This is a genomic window from Streptococcus mitis, from assembly GCF_905187495.1.
Taxonomy (GTDB): Bacteria; Bacillota; Bacilli; order Lactobacillales; family Streptococcaceae; genus Streptococcus; species Streptococcus mitis_CU.
This window is the reverse complement of the sequence record NZ_CAJJIB010000151.1, coordinates 418,207-435,330: the sequence shown is the minus strand read 5'-3', so window position 1 is coordinate 435,330 and position 17,124 is coordinate 418,207. Positions and strand designations below refer to the sequence as shown.

Below are 17,124 nucleotides of genomic sequence, written 5' to 3'. Positions count from 1 at the left end.
AGAAGTAGCAAAGTATAGATAAGAAGAGAAAAGCATGATTACACTATTTCTATCACCGAGCTGTACTTCATGTCGTAAGGCAAAGGCCTGGTTAGAAAAACACAAGGTGCCCTTCGAGGAGCACAATATTATGACCAGTCCCTTAACAAGAAAGGAATTGCAACACATTCTTTCCTTGACCGAAAATGGTACTGATGACATCATTTCAACTCGTTCAAAAATTTTTCAAAAATTATATATTGATGTAGAAAGTATTTCGGTATCGGAATTGCTTCATTTGATTGAGCAGTATCCTAGTCTTTTGCGTCGCCCAATTATTATCGATGCCAAGCGCATGCAAATCGGTTTTAATGAAGATGAGATTCGTGCTTTTCTCCCTCGTAGTTATCGTAAGCAAGAACTAAAAGAAGCAAGAATGAGAGCTGGTATTAGTTAATGAACAAACAGTATAGTTACCCACTAGATTTGTCGTGGAGCACTGAAGAACTTGCTTCAGTGCTTTCTTTTTTTAATGATGTTGAAGCTGCCTATGAAAGCAAGGTAGAGGCTAAAAAGCTACTGGATTCTTATAAGGGATTCAAAGCAGTCGTGCCAGGCAAGAGCGAAGAAAAACGTTTGGGACGAGAATTTGAAACGGTTAGTGGCTATTCGCTTTATCGAGCGGTTCAGGCGGCCAAGGAAAAAGGGGAAGGAAAGATTTCTCTTGGAAAGTAAATTTGAATTTGCTAAAGAGCTAATTAAGAAAGCAGGCCAGTATATCCTTGACCACATGCAGGAAGACTTACGTGTTGAGACCAAGTCCTCTCCGACAGACTTGGTGACCCGACTGGACAAGGAAGTTCAGGAATTCTTGGTTAGTGAGATTTTGTCTCGTTATCCTGAGGATAAGATTTGTGCTGAAGAGGGCTGTTTGCGAGCTTCAGTTCAAGAGGGCAAGGTTTGGGTCATTGATCCGATTGATGGGACCAATAATTTTGTAGCCCAGCAGGAAGATTTTGCTGTCATGATGGCTTATTTTGAGAATGGTCAAGGGCAATTTGGTTTGATTTATGATGTGGTCAAGGGGGATTGTTATCACGGTGGTGGTAAGTTTCCGGTTTGTCGAAATGATAAACCCCTAGCTCCCTTTAAAGCCAAACCACTTGGAGATTTTCTCATTGCAGGAAATAGTGGTATGCTGGAAACCAATGAATGGGGGCTGGCTGATTTGAGCCGAGCGGTTCTTGGTGTTCGTGTCTATGGAAGTGCGGCCATTAGTTTTGCCAAGATTTTGTCAGGGCGTTTGTTGACCTATGTTACCTATCTGCAACCATGGGATTATGCTGCGGCTAGTATTTTAGGGGAAAGTCTGGGCTATCGGGTGGTGACTCTTTCTGGTGAAGCTCTTGATTTTCAAACCAGACAGCCAGTCATGATGGTGCCTCTTGAGATGCAGGAGGAAATTCAGTCCTATATTTACGAAAGGAAAAGAACTTAAATGCAATTTCCAGAAGGATTTGTTGAAAAATATGAAGGGATACTAGGAGATGAGGCAAGAGATTTTCTTGCCTCTTTTGAGGAGGAAGCGGTTTCGGCTTTTCGGGTCAATCCTTTAAAAGAAGCGCCAGTTTCTTTTTCTGACGCCATTCCTCAAACTCCTTGGGGACATTATGGGAAGGTTTCAGGGAAATCACCTGAGCATGCTACTGGTTTGGTTTATTCGCAAGAACCTGCTGCCCAGATGGTTGCTCAGGTAGCCCAGCCCAGTTCTGGTATGAAAGTCTTGGATTTGGCTGCTGCACCGGGTGGCAAATCAACTCAGCTGGCAGCCTATCTAGCAGGGGAGGGTCTCCTTGTTTCCAATGAAATTTCAAGCAAACGGGCTAAGATTTTAGTAGAAAACATGGAGCGCTTTGGAGCGACAAATGTCGTGGTGACCAATGAATCTGCTGACCGCCTGGCCAAAGTTTTTAAGGGCTATTTTGACCTCATTGTCCTAGATGCCCCTTGTTCTGGTGAAGGGATGTTCCGTAAGCAACCAGATGCTATGGACTATTGGAGCTTAGATTATCCAAGTCAATGTGCTAGCTTGCAAAGAGAAATTCTAGAGGATGCGGTGACCATGTTAGCTGAAGGTGGTCGCTTGGTTTATTCAACCTGTACCTGGGCCCCCGAGGAAAACGAAGAGATTGTTAATTGGTTGTTGGATGAGTATGATTTTGACTTGTTACCAGTAGAGCATATCAATGGAATGGTAGCTGGTATTGGCCTGCCAGAAACGGCTCGGATGTATCCTCATCATTTTAAGGGAGAGGGGCAATTTGTAGCCCATTTACAATTTAGGGGTGACAATCCAGCTACTAAATTTAAGGCAAGTAAGAGCAATCTTAGCCGAGAACAAGTTACTTTGTGGCAGGAATTTGCCCAAAAACACCTGAAAATCAATCTAAGGGGAATCTTGCAGACTTTTGGTGACCAACTCTATCTCCTGCCAGAACTTTTGCCAGATTTAGGGAAACTCAAGATTGCTCGGAATGGCCTGCATCTAGGGACCTTTAAGAAGAAACGCTTTGAACCCAGTTTCGCTCTTGGTCTAGCCTTGAAACCGAGTCAGGTCAAGCAGTCAGTTGAAATTAATCAAGAAGAGTTTGTAAAGTATGTGGCTGGAGAAACCGTTCAGCTGGCAGAAAGTCTGCCAAATGGTTGGTATCAGGTTTTGGTTCAAGGCAATGGGTTGGGCTTTGCAAAGGTGACTGGAAATGTTTTGAAAAATTATTTTCCAAAAGGCCTCAGATTCAAGTGAAAATGCTAGTCAAAGTAGCTTGTCTATGTTATAGTGGAAGTATGGATTTTTTTCAAATTGTCTTTCATTTTAAGTCAAAATTGGTGGAGAAGATAACTGAGCAAATTTCTAGTAAAACCAAGCAAAGAACTTCAGTTGGCTCCTAATTTTCAAAAGAAAAACATAAATAAATAGTTGAAAAAATTCACAGCATTCACCATTATTTTCAAGGAGAAAAACAGTGAAAAAAAGGAAAAAACTCGCTCTATCCCTTGCAGCTCTTTTGCTGGCAGGTTCTTTGGCGGGATGTGCTAGCTGGATTGATCGTGGAGAATCCATGACAGCTGTTGGTTCAACGGCTCTTCAGCCCTTGGTTGAAGCAGCAGCAGATGAATTTGGCTCTCTGCACGTTGGAAAAACAGTCAACGTCCAAGGTGGAGGATCTGGTACAGGTCTGTCTCAGGTTCAGTCTGGAGCTGTTGATGTAGGAAATTCAGACGTATTTGCCGAGGAAAAAGACGGTATCAACGCATCCGCTCTAGTGGACCATAAGGTAGCTGTAGCGGGCTTGGCAGTCATTGTAAATAAGGAAGTTGACGTTGAAAATCTGACAACTGAACAACTCCGTAGCATCTTCACAGGTCAAGTGACCAACTGGAAAGAAGTCGGTGGGAAAGACCTAGCCATTTCCATTATCAACCGCGCGGCAAGTTCTGGTTCACGTGCAACTTTTGATAGTGTTATCATGGATGGTCAATCTGCCTTGCAGAGTCAAGAACAGGATTCAAATGGGATGGTCAAAAACATTGTTTCCCAGACACCAGGAGCCATTTCTTACCTAGCCTTTGCCTATGTGGATGACTCAGTTAAACGTATGAAGTTGAATGGCTATGAGCCGATTGCAGAAAATGTTACAAGTAATAACTGGCCTTTGTGGTCTTATGAACACATGTACACCCTAGGTCAACCAAATGAATTGGTGGCAGAGTTTCTCAACTTTGTCCTCTCCGATGAAGCGCAAAGCGGAATCGTTAAGGGAATGGGCTATATTTCTGTTAAGGAAATGAAGGTTGAAAAAGATGCTGTAGGAACGGTGACAGCACTAGAAGGGGGGCAATAATGAATCAAGAAGAATTAGCTAAAAAATTACTTTCTCCCTCAAAGAACTCTCGTCTAGAGAAATTAGGAAAAGGCTTGACCTTTGCCTGTCTGTCTTTGATTGTCATCATTGTGGCCATGATTTTGATTTTCGTAGCCCAAAAAGGTTTGTCGACCTTCTTTGTAAATGGGGTTAATATCTTTGATTTCCTCTTTGGCCAAACTTGGAATCCTTCAGGTAAACAATTTGGTGCCCTTCCTATGATTTTGGGTTCCTTTATTGTCACAATCCTATCAGCCCTTATCGCAACTCCTTTTGCCATTGGTGCGGCAGTCTTTATGACGGAGGTCTCACCAAAAGGTGCTAGAATCTTGCAACCAGCCATTGAATTGCTAGTCGGTATTCCTTCAGTTGTGTATGGATTTATCGGTTTGCAGGTCGTAGTTCCCTTTGTCCGTAGTGTCTTTGGTGGAACTGGTTTTGGGATTTTGTCAGGGATTTTCGTTCTCTTTGTCATGATTTTACCGACGGTAACCTTTATGACAACGGACAGTTTGCGTGCGGTGCCTCGTCACTACCGCGAAGCTAGTTTGGCTATGGGGGCCACTCGTTGGCAAACCATCTGGCGCGTGACCTTGAAGGCAGCGCGTTCAGGGATTTTCACAGCAGTGGTCTTTGGGATGGCACGTGCCTTTGGTGAGGCCTTGGCCATTCAGATGGTGGTCGGAAACTCAGCCGTTGTTCCAACTTCATTGACAACACCTGCCGCGACCTTGACCTCTGTTTTGACTATGGGTATTGGAAATACCGTTATGGGAACAGTTGATAATAACGTTCTCTGGTCACTGGCCTTAGTCTTGCTCTTGATGAGTTTGGCCTTCAACAGTGTGATTAAATTGATTACGAAAGAAAGAGGAAAGAAAAACTATGCACGCTAAGAAATTAGATAAACTTGCAACAGCTGTCCTCTACTCGATTGCAGGAATTATTGTTGCCATCCTGGCATCCTTGATTCTTTATATCTTGGTTCGTGGTTTGCCCCACATCTCTTGGTCTTTCTTGACTGGCAAATCATCTTCTTACCAAGCAGGCGGAGGGATTGGAATTCAGCTCTATAATTCCTTTTTCCTATTAGTTATTACCTTGATTATCTCTGTGCCTTTATCTATGGGAGCTGGGATTTTCCTAGCTGAATATGCTAAAAAAGGTCCTGTGACCAATTTTGTCAGAACCTGTATTGAAATCTTATCTTCACTCCCATCAGTGGTTGTAGGTCTCTTTGGTTACTTGATCTTTGTAGTTCAGTTTGAGTATGGATTTTCAATTATTTCAGGTGCCTTGGCCTTGACAGTCTTTAACTTGCCTCAGATGACTCGTAATGTCGAGGACAGTTTGAAACATGTTCACCATACGCAACGTGAAGCTGGTCTGGCCCTTGGGATTTCTCGTTGGGAGACTGTGGTCCATGTGGTTATTCCAGAAGCCCTACCAGGTATTGTGACGGGTGTTGTCTTGGCCTCTGGTCGTATCTTTGGTGAGGCTGCTGCTTTGATCTATACAGCAGGACAATCCGCTCCAGCCCTTGACTGGTCAAACTGGAACATTCTCAGTGTGACTAGCCCAATCTCAATCTTCCGCCAAGCAGAAACCTTGGCTGTCCACATTTGGAAAGTCAACAGTGAAGGTACCATTCCTGATGGAACTATCGTATCAGCAGGTTCTGCGGCCGTGCTCCTCATCTTTATCCTCATCTTTAACTTTGGAGCCCGCAAACTCGGAAGCTATCTACATAAGAAATTAACCGCTGCCTAAAGGAGAAGCCATGTCAAAATATAATTGGGATGAAAAGCATATTATCACCTTTCCTGAAGAGAAAGTGGCCCTCTCTACTAAGGATTTACATGTTTACTACGGTAAAAAAGAATCCATCAAGGGCATCGATATGCAATTTGAAAAAAATAAAATTACGGCCTTAATTGGCCCTTCTGGTTCAGGGAAATCAACCTACCTCCGCAGTCTCAACCGTATGAATGATACCATTGATATTGCTAAGGTCACAGGTCAAATCCTCTATCAAGGGATTGACGTCAACCGTCCAGAAATCAATGTCTATGAGATGCGTAAGCACATTGGAATGGTCTTCCAACGCCCAAATCCCTTTGCCAAGTCTATCTACCGCAATATCACTTTTGCCCATGAACGTGCAGGAGTTAAGGACAAGCAAGTTTTGGATGAAATTGTGGAAACTTCTCTTCGTCAGGCTGCCCTTTGGGACCAGGTCAAAGACGATTTGCACAAGTCAGCCTTGACCTTATCAGGTGGTCAGCAACAGCGTCTCTGTATCGCTCGCGCTATCTCTGTTAAACCACATATCCTCTTGATGGATGAACCGGCGTCAGCCTTGGATCCGATTGCGACAGCTCAGTTGGAAGAAACCATGTTGGAATTGAAGAAGGACTTTACCATTATCATCGTGACCCACAGCATGCAGCAGGCTGCGCGTGCTAGTGACTACACAGGATTCTTCTACTTGGGCGACTTGATTGAGTACGATAAGACCTCTAATATTTTCCAAAATGCCAAACTACAGTCGACCAATGACTACGTAACAGGACACTTTGGATAGAAAGGAAACAGTATGACAGAAGCGATTTTACAGGTATCAGACCTGTCCGTTTACTACAATCAAAAAAAGGCCTTGAATAGTGTTTCCCTATCTTTCCAACCTAAGGAAATTACAGCCCTGATTGGTCCATCTGGATCAGGGAAGTCAACCCTCCTCAAGGCTATTAACCGCATGGGGGATCTCAATCCAGAGGTAACCACAACTGGTTCGGTGGTTTACAACGGCCACAATATTTACAGCCCACGTACAGATACAGTTGAATTACGTAAGGAAATCGGTATGGTTTTCCAACAACCAAACCCTTTCCCTATGTCTATCTACGAAAATGTTGTTTACGGGCTTCGTATCAATGGAGTTAAGGATAAGCAGGTTCTGGATGAGGCGGTTGAAAAAGCCTTGCAACGAGCTTCTATCTGGGATGAGGTCAAGGACCGCCTGCATGATTCAGCTATCGGGCTTTCAGGTGGACAACAGCAACGTGTCTGTGTTGCCCGTGTCTTGGCAACCAGTCCTAAAATCATTCTCTTGGATGAACCGACTTCAGCTTTGGACCCTATCTCGGCCGGTAAGATTGAGGAAACCTTGTATGGTCTAAAAGATAAATACACCATGCTCTTGGTTACACGTTCCATGCAACAAGCCTCTCGTATTTCTGACAAGACAGGATTTTTCCTAGATGGAGATCTGATCGAGTTTAACGATACCAAGAAGATGTTCCTCAACCCACAACACAAGGAAACAGAAGATTATATTTCAGGAAAATTTGGATAAGGAGATAAATGATGTTACGTTCTCAATTTGAGGAAGATTTAGAGAAATTGCACAACCAGTTCTATGCTATGGGACAAGAAGTGCTGTCCCAAATCAATCGTACAGTGCGTGCCTTTGTTACGCATGACCGTGATTTGGCCAAAGAAGTCATCGAAGACGATGCAGAAGTAAACGAATACGAAGTGAAATTGGAGAAGAAATCATTTGAAATGATTGCCCTACAACAACCCGTTTCTCAGGACTTGCGTACTGTTTTGACAGTCTTGAAGGCTGTATCTGACTTGGAACGTATGGGTGACCATGCTGTTTCCATTGCCAAAGCGGCAATTCGTATGAAGGGGGAGCAACGTATCCCAGCTGTTGAAGAAGAAATCAAGAGAATGGGGCGCGATGTCAAGAACTTCGTTGAAGCAGCCCTTGAACTCTATCTCAATGGTTCAGTAGATCAGGCCTATGAAGTAGCAGCAATGGATGAAAAAATCAACCATTACTTTGATAGCATTCGTGACTTGGCTACAGAAGAAATCAAGAAAAATCCTGATGCCATTGTTACAGGTCGTGATTATTTCCAAGTGATTGCCTTCTTGGAACGTATTGGAGACTATGCCAAGAATATCTGTGAATGGGTTGTTTACTTTGAAACAGGTAAGATTGTCGAACTATAAAATAGAGTCATTCTGTATAAAAAGGAGCTTGAAATCAATAGATAGCTCCTTTTTTGAATGAAAAAAATATTTTTAAGATAAAAATTCAAAAAAACACTTGACAAGCAACTTGGATAGAGTTATAATTATACAAAATTAACAGAGAGGTCGTTTATTTATGAAATCGAAAAAATGGATATTTGTTTTATGTAGCTTTCTTGCAAGTTTCTTCTTAGTGGCTTGCCAGTCGGGTTCTAATGGTTCTCAGTCAGCTGTTGAGGCCATTAAGCAAAAGGGGAAATTAGTTGTGGCGACTAGTCCTGACTATGCACCTTTTGAATTCCAATCCTTAGTTGACGGGAAAAATCAGGTAGTCGGTGCGGATATTGATATGGCCCAAGCTATCGCTGATGAACTTGGGGTGAAATTGGAAATCTCAAGCATGAGTTTTGACAATGTTTTGACCAGTCTTCAAACTGGGAAGGCTGACCTAGCAGTTGCAGGAATTAGTGCTACTGATGAGAGAAAAGAAGTCTTTGATTTTTCAATCCCTTACTATGAAAACAAGATTAGTTTCTTGGTTCGTAAGTCTGATGTAGAAAAATACAAGGATTTAACTAGCCTTGAAAGTGCTAATATTGCAGCCCAAAAAGGGACTGTTCCAGAAGCTATGGTCAAGGAACAATTGCCAAAAGCTCAATTGACTTCCCTAACCAATATGGGTGAAGCTGTCAATGAATTGCAGGCTGGAAAAGTAGATGCTGTTCACATGGATGAGCCTGTTGCCCTTAGCTATGCTGCTAAAAACGCCGACTTAGCTGTCGCAACTGTCAGCTTGAAGATGAAGGACGGCGAAGCTAATGCAGTTGCCCTTAGAAAAAATAGTGCTGATTTAAAAGAAGTGGTGGACAAGGTCATCCAAAAACTCAAGGATGACGGTACCTACCAAAAATATCTTGAAAAAGCGGCAACCTTAACAGAAGTTGAAGAATAATACTCAATGAAAATCAAAGAGCAAACTAGGAAGCTAGCCGCGGGCTGTACTTGAGTACGGTAAGGCGACGCTGACGTGGTTTGAATTTGATTTTCGAAGAGTATAAGAAAAAAGCAGAGTTGGAAGTCAATCCAATTCTGCTTTTAAATAGTCTAAAACATTTTCCAGATTGTCTAAGGACACCTTGGCAAATTGATAAGGACAGGTGCTTAAATAGGCCTCTTCAAAGAAGTCTAAGCCCAGTTGACTGTGTTTGAGACTGGCGATTTTAGGATACTGTCTGAGATCAAGTAATAAACCATCGTGTAGGGGAAAGTGAGGAAGGGGACAAGGAGTGTTATCTAGTCTTTCCTCGATTTGTTTTTGGTAGTCTTCCTGATTGGATAAGCGAGCTAGCCGATTTTTCTCAAATAATTGACTGTCAATATAGAGTGACAGGGCCTTTTGCATGATGAGGTTGCTGTCGTAGTCTAGGATATTTTTGTAGGCCACAAAGGCTTCCTTGATAGCATTTGGAAGGATGAGTGCTGTTATCCGCAGGGCTGGAAAGAGGCTGGTTGAGAAGGACTTTATGTAAATGACGCGCTTCTCTGTATCCTGATAGTGGAAGGTCTGGCCCTTCTTGGAGTCCAAATCCCCCAGATAGTCGTCCTCTACGATATAGACACCATACTTGGCAGCTAAGTCAAGAATAGCTCGTTTGTCCTGCTCTGAATAGGAATGTCCCAGAGGATAGTGAAATCGAGGAATGGTATAGAAAAACTTAATTTTTCCTGTTTTGAAGTGACCTTCCAGCTCCTCCAAGTCAATCCCATCAATGCCTCGTTCAATCGTTTGATAGTCCAATCCCTGAGCAATCAAGAGGCGATTCATCCGATGGTAGGTCGGCTGTTCCACCAAGATTTCCTTGGCTTGACTAGGAAAGGAAATTTGAGAAAGGATAAAAAGGGCTTGTTGGGTTCCAGAAGTCAGTACCAGTTGGTCAGCCTTGCAGTAGAGGGCTTGGTCAAAGAGGAGTTTATGAATGGATTGTCTTAAGTCTTCTAATCCTTCTTGGTTGTCATAGTAGTTGAAGAGGTAGTTTTCCCGGCCAATCAAGGTTTCATTGACACAGAGTCGGAAATCGTCATAGGCACTGGCATGTTCGTCAGTGACTTCGATTTCTAGATCCTGGTGTTGCCCTTGTTCTAGGACATAGTAGCCACTCTGGGGCTTGGCATAGAGGTATTGTTCGTGCCGTAATTCCAGAAGGGCTCTCTGAATGGTGTCCTTGCTACAATGAAAGTCAAGGCTCAGTTGACGGATAGAAGGCAGTCGGCTACCCGTTGGAAAGCGTCCAGACTCGATACTATTTTTTAGATAAGCTACGACCTCTTGGTACTTGCTTTGTTTCTTCATTCCAGACCTCCCTTGATTTTGTTACATTGTACCCTTTTTTTTCTTTCTTGGCAATGTCTAGGGTGTTTCTCTCGTTCACATCTAGGGGCAAATGTGGTATACTTAGGAGTAACATTTATAGAATAATACTCTTCGAAAATCTCTTCAAACCACGTCAGCTTCGCCTTGCCGTATATATGTAGTTCTATCTACAACTTCAAAGCAGTGCTTTGAGCAACCTGCGGCTCGCTTCCTAGTTTGCTTTTTGATTTTCATTGAGTATAACAGACAAGAAAGTGAATGGATAAGAACGTGCAGGAACCAGTGAAATTATTTCAATACAATACCCTTGGAGCCTTGATGGCTGGCCTTTATGGTGGTACCATGACAGTAGGAGAATTGCTAGAGCATGGTGACCTTGGTTTGGGAACCTTGGATTCCATTGATGGGGAATTGATTGTCTTGGATGGCAAGGCTTATCAGGCCAAAGGATCAGGAGAGCAACCAGAAATTGTAGAAGTATCACCAGATGCTCTCATTCCTTATGCAGCAGTAGTACCGCATCAAGCAGAGGTCATTTTCCGCCAGCGGTTTGAGATGACAGACAAGGAATTGGAAGAGCGAATCGAGTCTTATTATGACGGGGAAAATCTTTTCCGCTCTATCAAGATTCGTGGGGAATTTTCACATATGCATGTGCGTATGATTCCCAAGTCGACACCAGATACCAAGTTTGCTGATGTCGCAACCCATCAACCGGAATATAGTCGTGACAATGTGGCGGGAACCATCGTTGGTTTCTGGACTCCTGAGATTTTCCATGGGGTCAGTGTGGCAGGCTACCATCTGCACTTCATTTCAGATGATTTGACCTTCGGTGGACATGTCATGGACTTTGTCATCAAGGAAGGGATTATCGAGGTGGGAGCTGTTGACCAATTGGATCAACGTTTCCCAGTCCAAGACCGTCAATACTTGTTTGCTAAGTTCAATGTTGACGAGATGAAAAAAGATATTGAAAAGGCGGAATAGGAGAAGAAAATGACCATTCATATTATCATTACCATGTTGCTGTTGCTGGCTTTCTTGATAGGAAGTATTTGGTATGCCAAAAAGAAATACCAGATTAATCTAGCTGTATTGGGCTTGGGGGCTGTTGCCTTCTTTGTCTCTTCACAGATTTTGGAAAAACTGGTGCATATCTTGGTTTTGCATCCTCAAAAAGACAGCAGTATTGCCCTCTTGCAAGATCATCCGTTTGTCTATATTGTCTATGGACTAGCCATGGCAGCTCTTTTTGAGGAAACGGCTCGTCTTGTTTTCTTCAAATGGTTGGAGAAAAAGAGAAGTTTGGAAAAGGCAGATGCCTTGGCTTATGGATTGGGGCATGGTGGCTTGGAGTTGATTTTCCTAGGTCTTACTAGTTTGCTTAATCTCTACATCGTTCTCTCAGCAGTTCAAACGCAAAATCCACAGGTTATGCAATTGTTGTCTGAAAATATGTTGAAAACTATTCAGTCGCTATCAGTCTGGCAGATTTATTTGCTTGGTTTTGAGCGAATCTTGGCGCTAGGTTTCCAATTACTCTTGACTGTTTGGGTTTACCAAGCTGTTCGCCAGAAGAAATGGATTTATCTCCTAGCAGCCTATGGCCTACATGCCTTCTTTGACCTGGCACCATCTCTTGCCCAAGTTGGTTGGTTGACCAATCCAGTCTTGGTTGAAGTTGTCCTAGCACTTGAACTTGTTCTGGTTGCCTATGGAACAAAGGCTATCTTTTGCAAAAAATCATAAGAAAAAGAGGGAAACCTCTTTTTTGTTTAAAATAAGCCCAAGATTTTTTTAGGGTCGTCAAATGGTCTTAAAAATGGTATAATGGAATGAATTTTGTAAAAGGAAGAGTGTCATGTCAGTAAAAGAAAAAATGCTTGAAATCTTAGAAGGGATTGATATCCGTTTTAAGGAACCCTTGCATAGCTATAGTTATACAAAAGTAGGTGGAGAGGCCGATTATTTGGTCTTTCCACGAAATCGTTTTGAGTTGGCTCGCGTTGTTAAATTTGCCAATCAAGAAAATATCCCTTGGATGGTTCTTGGGAATGCCAGCAACATCATCGTTCGTGATGGTGGGATTCGTGGATTTGTCATCTTGTGTGACAAGCTCAATAATGTTTCCGTTGATGGCTATACCATTGAAGCTGAAGCTGGTGCTAACTTGATTGAAACAACTCGCATTGCCCTTCGTCATAGCTTGACTGGCTTTGAGTTTGCTTGTGGCATTCCAGGGAGCGTCGGTGGTGCTGTCTTTATGAATGCGGGTGCCTATGGTGGCGAAATTGCCCACATCTTACAGTCTTGTAAGGTCTTGACCAAGGATGGAGAAATTGAGACCCTATCTGTAAAGGATTTGGCTTTTGGTTACCGCCATTCAGCTATTCAGGAGTCTGGTGCAGTTGTTCTGTCAGCTAAATTTGCCCTAGCTCCAGGAAGCCATCAGGTTATCAAGCAAGAAATGGATCGTTTGACGCATCTACGTGAACTCAAGCAACCTTTAGAATATCCATCTTGTGGTTCGGTCTTTAAGCGTCCAGTAGGTCATTTTGCAGGTCAATTAATTTCAGAAGCTGGCTTGAAAGGCTATCGTGTCGGTGGCGTAGAAGTGTCAGAAAAACACGCAGGATTTATGATCAATGTTGCTGACGGAACGGCTAAAGACTACGAGGACTTGATTGAGTCTGTTATCGAAAAAGTCAAGGAACACTCTGGCGTTACTCTTGAGAGAGAAGTTCGTATCTTGGGTGAAAGCAAGTAGGAAGCTGTAGTTGAAAAGCTGCTGCTATGTCATGGAAAGGGGGTGAAAGCCTATCGTTAGTGCAGAAGAATGTAGGCAGTTCAATCTCCTACACGAGGTAGTAGCGGCCTGACAGAGCCCTGATCTGTTAATCTATGAAAAAGAAGGAATAAATGACAATTGAAAAAACCAATTATTGAATTCAAAAACGTCTCAAAAGTTTTTGAAGACAGCAACACCAAGGTTCTCAAAGACATCAACTTTGAGTTGGAAGAAGGGAAATTCTATACTCTTCTAGGCGCATCTGGTTCAGGGAAATCAACTATCCTTAACATCATTGCAGGTTTATTAGATGCGACGACAGGAGATATTTTGCTGGATGGTGTCCGTATCAATGACATCCCAACCAACAAGCGAGACGTCCATACGGTCTTCCAATCCTATGCCTTGTTTCCACATATGAATGTGTTTGAAAATGTTGCCTTTCCACTTCGCTTGCGTAAGATTGACAAGAAAGAAATCGAGAAACGCGTAGCGGAAGTTCTCAAGATGGTTCAGTTGGAAGGTTACGAAAAACGTTCCATCCGTAAACTCTCTGGAGGACAACGTCAGCGTGTGGCTATTGCACGCGCCATCATCAACCAACCCCGTGTGGTCTTGCTAGACGAGCCTTTATCAGCGCTGGACTTGAAATTGAGAACAGACATGCAGTATGAACTGCGTGAACTACAACAACGATTGGGCATTACCTTTGTCTTTGTCACTCACGATCAGGAAGAAGCCCTGGCCATGAGTGACTGGATTTTCGTTATGAATGATGGAGAGATTGTCCAGTCAGGAACACCTGTTGACATCTACGATGAGCCAATTAACCATTTTGTTGCCACCTTTATCGGCGAGTCAAACATCTTGCCAGGTACCATGATTGAGGACTACTTGGTTGAGTTCAACGGCAAACGCTTCGAAGCGGTCGATGGTGGGATGAAGCCAAATGAACCTGTTGAGGTCGTGATTCGTCCAGAAGACTTGCGCATTACCCTTCCTGAAGAAGGCAAGCTCCAAGTTAAGGTCGATACCCAGCTCTTCCGTGGGGTTCACTATGAAATTATCGCCTATGACGAACTTGGAAATGAATGGATGATCCACTCGACTCGTAAGGCCATCGTGGGTGAGGAAATCGGTCTGGACTTTGAACCAGAAGACATCCACATCATGCGTCTCAACGAAACCGAGGAAGAGTTCGATGCCCGTATCGAAGAATACGTGGAAATTGAAGAGCAAGAAGCAGGTCTGATCAATGCAATCGAGGAGGAGAGAGATGAAGAAAACAAGCTCTAAACTCTTTGTAGTGCCCTATATGCTCTGGATTGCCCTCTTTGTATTGGCACCCTTGGTCTTGATTTTCGGACAATCCTTTTTCAATATTGAAGGTCAGTTTAGTTTAGAAAATTATAAGTCTTACTTTGCGTCACAAAACTTGACCTATCTTAAAATGAGTTTCAACTCTGTACTCTATGCAGGAATTGTAACCTTTGTGACCCTGCTTATCAGCTATCCAACAGCCCTCTTTTTGACCCGCCTCAAGCACCGTCAACTCTGGCTCATGCTGATTATCCTGCCAACCTGGATCAATTTGCTCCTCAAGGCCTATGCTTTTATCGGGATTTTTGGTCAAAATGGCTCTATTAATCAATTCTTGGAATTTATCGGAATCGGTTCACAGCAGTTGCTCTTTACCGATTTCTCCTTTATCTTTGTCGCAAGCTACATCGAGCTTCCCTTTATGATTTTGCCGATTTTCAATGTCTTGGACGATATGGATAACAATCTCATCAATGCCAGCTACGACCTCGGTGCGACCAAGTGGGAGACCTTCCGTCATGTCATCTTCCCTCTATCGATGAACGGAGTGAGAAGTGGGGTCCAATCGGTCTTTATCCCAAGTTTGAGTCTCTTCATGCTGACCCGTTTGATTGGTGGGAATCGCGTTATTACGCTGGGAACGGCTATTGAACAGAATTTCCTAACCAATGACAACTACGGTATGGGTTCAACCATCGGTGTAATTCTCATCTTGACCATGTTCATCACCATGTGGGTGACCAAGGAAAGGAGAGAACGATGAAAAAATTTGCCAATCTATATCTGGGACTGGTCTTTCTTGTCCTCTACCTGCCTATCTTTTACTTGATTGGTTACGCCTTTAACGCAGGCAACGACATGAATAGCTTTACAGGCTTTAGCTTGAGCCATTTTAAAACCATGTTTGGCGATGGTCGCCTTATGTTAATTGTGACCCAGACCTTTTTCTTGGCCTTCCTTTCAGCCTTGATAGCGACCATTATCGGGACTTTTGGAGCTATTTACATCTACCAGTCTCGTAAGAAATACCAAGAAGCTTTTCTATCACTCAATAATATCCTCATGGTTGCGCCTGACGTTATGATTGGTGCCAGCTTCTTGATTCTTTTTACTCAACTCAAGTTTTCACTTGGCTTTTTGACAGTTCTTTCTAGTCATGTGGCCTTTTCGATTCCTATCGTGGTCTTGATGGTCTTGCCTCGTCTTAAGGAAATGAACGGTGACATGATTCATGCGGCCTATGACCTAGGTGCTAGTCAGTTTCAGATGTTCAAGGAAATCATGCTTCCTTACCTGACTCCGTCTATCATTGCAGGTTATTTCATGGCCTTCACCTATTCGCTAGATGACTTTGCCGTGACCTTCTTTGTAACGGGAAATGGCTTTTCAACCCTATCAGTCGAGATTTACTCTCGTGCTCGTAAGGGGATTTCGCTAGAAATCAATGCCCTGTCTGCCCTTGTCTTTCTCTTTAGTATTATCCTAGTGGTTGGATATTACTTTATCTCACGTGAGAAGGAGGAGCAAGCATGAAAAAACTCTATTCATTTTTAGCAGGAATTGCAGCCATTATCCTGGTCTTGTGGGGAATTGCGACGCATCTAGATAGTAAAATCAATAGTCGAGATAGTCAAAAACTGGTAATCTACAACTGGGGGGACTATATCGATCCTGAACTCTTGGAGAAATTCACAGAAGAAACAGGCATCCAAGTCCAGTACGAGACTTTTGACTCCAATGAAGCCATGTATACCAAGATCAAGCAGGGTGGAACGACCTACGATATTGCTATCCCTAGTGAATACATGATTAACAAGATGAAGGACGAAGACCTCTTGGTACCGCTTGACTATTCAAAACTTGAAGGTCTTGAAAATATCGGACCAGAGTTCCTCAACCAGTCCTTTGACCCAGGCAATAAATTCTCCATTCCTTACTTCTGGGGAACCTTGGGAATTGTCTACAATGAAACCATGGTAGATGAGGCGCCTGAGCATTGGGATGACCTCTGGAAGCCAGAGTATAAGAACTCTATCATGCTCTTTGATGGGGCGCGTGAGGTGCTGGGACTCGGACTAAATTCCCTCGGCTACAGCCTCAACTCCAAGGATACCCAGCAGTTGGAAGAGACAGTTGATAAGCTCTACAAACTGACTCCAAATATCAAGGCTATTGTGGCGGATGAGATGAAGGGCTACATGATCCAGAACAATGCTGCTATCGGTGTGACCTTCTCTGGTGAAGCCAGCCAAATGCTAGAAAAAAATGAAAATCTACGCTATGTGGTGCCGACTGAGGCCAGCAACCTTTGGTTTGACAATATGGTTATACCAAAAACAGTCAAAAACCAAGATGCAGCCTATGCCTTTATCAACTTTATGTTGAAACCCGAAAATGCTCTCAAAAATGCGGAGTATGTCGGCTATTCAACACCAAACCTACCAGCTAAGGAATTGCTCCCAGAGGAGAAGAAAGAAGACAAGGCTTTCTATCCAGATGCTGAAACCATGAAACACCTAGAAGTTTATGAGAAATTTGACCATAAATGGACAGGAAAATATAGCGACCTCTTCCTACAGTTTAAAATGTATAGGAAGTAGGAGCTAAACGGATGAAAACGAATCAGTCAGCTGGTTCGTTTTTTTGATAGAAGTCAGTTTTTACAGCCCTATATTTTTCTATTCTAGTTGCTTATTTTC

The 17,124-nt window shown here is 43.1% G+C and carries 19 protein-coding genes; 18 read left to right on the top strand and 1 reads right to left on the bottom strand.

What is annotated here, in order from left to right:
* Positions 1 to 34: 34 nt before the first annotated feature.
* From JQ843_RS08290 to JQ843_RS08240, 11 genes are all read left to right on the top strand, one after another.
* Complete coding sequence (locus tag JQ843_RS08290; protein ID WP_203213375.1) at positions 35 to 436, top strand: Spx/MgsR family RNA polymerase-binding regulatory protein; 402 nt, start codon at positions 35 to 37, stop codon at positions 434 to 436.
* Positions 436 to 714: a UPF0223 family protein gene (locus tag JQ843_RS08285; RefSeq protein WP_024057495.1), complete on the top strand. Its 279-nt coding sequence runs from the start codon at positions 436 to 438 to the stop codon at positions 712 to 714. The genes JQ843_RS08290 and JQ843_RS08285 overlap by 1 nt, the downstream gene beginning before the upstream one ends.
* Positions 704 to 1,477 carry an inositol monophosphatase family protein gene (locus JQ843_RS08280; RefSeq protein ID WP_024057494.1) on the top strand — a complete coding sequence of 258 codons (774 nt, stop codon included), beginning with the start codon at positions 704 to 706 and terminating at the stop codon, positions 1,475 to 1,477. Before JQ843_RS08285 ends, JQ843_RS08280 begins: the two co-directional genes overlap by 11 nt.
* Complete coding sequence (locus tag JQ843_RS08275; protein WP_203213374.1) at positions 1,478 to 2,782, top strand: RsmF rRNA methyltransferase first C-terminal domain-containing protein; 1,305 nt, start codon at positions 1,478 to 1,480, stop codon at positions 2,780 to 2,782.
* Between the two features lie 220 nt (positions 2,783 to 3,002).
* Positions 3,003 to 3,881 carry a phosphate ABC transporter substrate-binding protein PstS family protein gene (locus JQ843_RS08270; RefSeq protein WP_203213373.1) on the top strand — a complete coding sequence of 293 codons (879 nt, stop codon included), beginning with the start codon at positions 3,003 to 3,005 and terminating at the stop codon, positions 3,879 to 3,881.
* Positions 3,881 to 4,798, top strand: a complete 918-nt coding sequence (gene pstC, locus JQ843_RS08265) for a phosphate ABC transporter permease subunit PstC (protein WP_001070903.1) — start codon at positions 3,881 to 3,883, stop codon at positions 4,796 to 4,798. Before JQ843_RS08270 ends, pstC begins: the two co-directional genes overlap by 1 nt.
* Positions 4,788 to 5,672: a phosphate ABC transporter permease PstA gene (pstA, locus tag JQ843_RS08260; RefSeq protein WP_004258489.1), complete on the top strand. Its 885-nt coding sequence runs from the start codon at positions 4,788 to 4,790 to the stop codon at positions 5,670 to 5,672. Before pstC ends, pstA begins: the two co-directional genes overlap by 11 nt.
* 10 nt (positions 5,673 to 5,682) lie before the next feature.
* Positions 5,683 to 6,486, top strand: a complete 804-nt coding sequence (gene pstB, locus JQ843_RS08255; RefSeq protein WP_004258485.1) for a phosphate ABC transporter ATP-binding protein PstB — start codon at positions 5,683 to 5,685, stop codon at positions 6,484 to 6,486.
* Positions 6,487 to 6,498: 12 nt separating this feature from the next.
* Positions 6,499 to 7,257 (top strand): phosphate ABC transporter ATP-binding protein PstB, encoded by a 759-nt coding sequence (gene pstB, locus JQ843_RS08250; RefSeq protein WP_000133484.1) that lies wholly within the window; start codon positions 6,499 to 6,501, stop codon positions 7,255 to 7,257.
* A gap of 11 nt (positions 7,258 to 7,268) precedes the next feature.
* Positions 7,269 to 7,922 carry a phosphate signaling complex protein PhoU gene (gene phoU / locus JQ843_RS08245; RefSeq protein ID WP_000946458.1) on the top strand — a complete coding sequence of 218 codons (654 nt, stop codon included), beginning with the start codon at positions 7,269 to 7,271 and terminating at the stop codon, positions 7,920 to 7,922.
* 157 nt (positions 7,923 to 8,079) lie between these two features.
* Positions 8,080 to 8,895, top strand: coding sequence for an ABC transporter substrate-binding protein (locus JQ843_RS08240; RefSeq protein WP_000837375.1), 816 nt, complete (start codon positions 8,080 to 8,082; stop codon positions 8,893 to 8,895).
* 126 nt (positions 8,896 to 9,021) lie between these two features.
* On the opposite strand, the gene JQ843_RS08235 is transcribed toward JQ843_RS08240, so the two are convergent.
* Complete coding sequence (locus JQ843_RS08235) at positions 9,022 to 10,293, bottom strand: aminotransferase-like domain-containing protein (protein ID WP_000744843.1); 1,272 nt, start codon at positions 10,291 to 10,293, stop codon at positions 9,022 to 9,024.
* A gap of 279 nt (positions 10,294 to 10,572) precedes the next feature.
* On the opposite strand from JQ843_RS08235, the gene budA reads away from it, so the two are divergent.
* The 7 genes from budA (at position 10,573) to JQ843_RS08200 (ending at position 17,025) form a co-directional block, all read left to right on the top strand.
* Positions 10,573 to 11,304, top strand: coding sequence for an acetolactate decarboxylase (budA, locus tag JQ843_RS08230; protein ID WP_000360311.1), 732 nt, complete (start codon positions 10,573 to 10,575; stop codon positions 11,302 to 11,304).
* Positions 11,305 to 11,313: 9 nt separating this feature from the next.
* Complete coding sequence (locus JQ843_RS08225) at positions 11,314 to 12,066, top strand: YhfC family intramembrane metalloprotease (RefSeq protein ID WP_203213372.1); 753 nt, start codon at positions 11,314 to 11,316, stop codon at positions 12,064 to 12,066.
* Positions 12,067 to 12,178: 112 nt separating this feature from the next.
* The gene (murB, locus tag JQ843_RS08220) at positions 12,179 to 13,084 is read left to right on the top strand and encodes a UDP-N-acetylmuramate dehydrogenase (protein ID WP_203213371.1); all 906 of its coding nucleotides are present in this window, start codon (positions 12,179 to 12,181) and stop codon (positions 13,082 to 13,084) included.
* 159 nt (positions 13,085 to 13,243) lie between these two features.
* Positions 13,244 to 14,401 carry an ABC transporter ATP-binding protein gene (locus JQ843_RS08215; protein ID WP_000742895.1) on the top strand — a complete coding sequence of 386 codons (1,158 nt, stop codon included), beginning with the start codon at positions 13,244 to 13,246 and terminating at the stop codon, positions 14,399 to 14,401.
* Positions 14,382 to 15,188: an ABC transporter permease gene (locus tag JQ843_RS08210; RefSeq protein ID WP_000753801.1), complete on the top strand. Its 807-nt coding sequence runs from the start codon at positions 14,382 to 14,384 to the stop codon at positions 15,186 to 15,188. The genes JQ843_RS08215 and JQ843_RS08210 overlap by 20 nt, the downstream gene beginning before the upstream one ends.
* A complete protein-coding gene (locus JQ843_RS08205) occupies positions 15,185 to 15,958 on the top strand; it encodes an ABC transporter permease (protein ID WP_000712740.1) in 774 nt (257 codons plus the stop codon). The genes JQ843_RS08210 and JQ843_RS08205 overlap by 4 nt, the downstream gene beginning before the upstream one ends.
* The gene (locus JQ843_RS08200; RefSeq protein WP_084862451.1) at positions 15,955 to 17,025 is read left to right on the top strand and encodes an ABC transporter substrate-binding protein; all 1,071 of its coding nucleotides are present in this window, start codon (positions 15,955 to 15,957) and stop codon (positions 17,023 to 17,025) included. The genes JQ843_RS08205 and JQ843_RS08200 overlap by 4 nt, the downstream gene beginning before the upstream one ends.
* Positions 17,026 to 17,124 lie beyond the last annotated feature (99 nt).

Coding starts and splice junctions, on each gene's coding strand:
- JQ843_RS08290 (WP_203213375.1), top strand. CDS start 35: ATGATTACACTATTTCTATCACCGAGCTGTACTTCATGTCGTAAGGCA.
- JQ843_RS08285 (WP_024057495.1), top strand. CDS start 436: ATGAACAAACAGTATAGTTACCCACTAGATTTGTCGTGGAGCACTGAA.
- JQ843_RS08275 (WP_203213374.1), top strand. CDS start 1,478: ATGCAATTTCCAGAAGGATTTGTTGAAAAATATGAAGGGATACTAGGA.
- pstC (WP_001070903.1), top strand. CDS start 3,881: ATGAATCAAGAAGAATTAGCTAAAAAATTACTTTCTCCCTCAAAGAAC.
- pstA (WP_004258489.1), top strand. CDS start 4,788: ATGCACGCTAAGAAATTAGATAAACTTGCAACAGCTGTCCTCTACTCG.
- pstB (WP_004258485.1), top strand. CDS start 5,683: ATGTCAAAATATAATTGGGATGAAAAGCATATTATCACCTTTCCTGAA.
- pstB (WP_000133484.1), top strand. CDS start 6,499: ATGACAGAAGCGATTTTACAGGTATCAGACCTGTCCGTTTACTACAAT.
- phoU (WP_000946458.1), top strand. CDS start 7,269: ATGTTACGTTCTCAATTTGAGGAAGATTTAGAGAAATTGCACAACCAG.
- JQ843_RS08240 (WP_000837375.1), top strand. CDS start 8,080: ATGAAATCGAAAAAATGGATATTTGTTTTATGTAGCTTTCTTGCAAGT.
- JQ843_RS08235 (WP_000744843.1), bottom strand. CDS start 10,293: ATGAAGAAACAAAGCAAGTACCAAGAGGTCGTAGCTTATCTAAAAAAT.
- budA (WP_000360311.1), top strand. CDS start 10,573: ATGGATAAGAACGTGCAGGAACCAGTGAAATTATTTCAATACAATACC.
- JQ843_RS08225 (WP_203213372.1), top strand. CDS start 11,314: ATGACCATTCATATTATCATTACCATGTTGCTGTTGCTGGCTTTCTTG.
- murB (WP_203213371.1), top strand. CDS start 12,179: ATGTCAGTAAAAGAAAAAATGCTTGAAATCTTAGAAGGGATTGATATC.
- JQ843_RS08210 (WP_000753801.1), top strand. CDS start 14,382: ATGAAGAAAACAAGCTCTAAACTCTTTGTAGTGCCCTATATGCTCTGG.
- JQ843_RS08205 (WP_000712740.1), top strand. CDS start 15,185: ATGAAAAAATTTGCCAATCTATATCTGGGACTGGTCTTTCTTGTCCTC.
- JQ843_RS08200 (WP_084862451.1), top strand. CDS start 15,955: ATGAAAAAACTCTATTCATTTTTAGCAGGAATTGCAGCCATTATCCTG.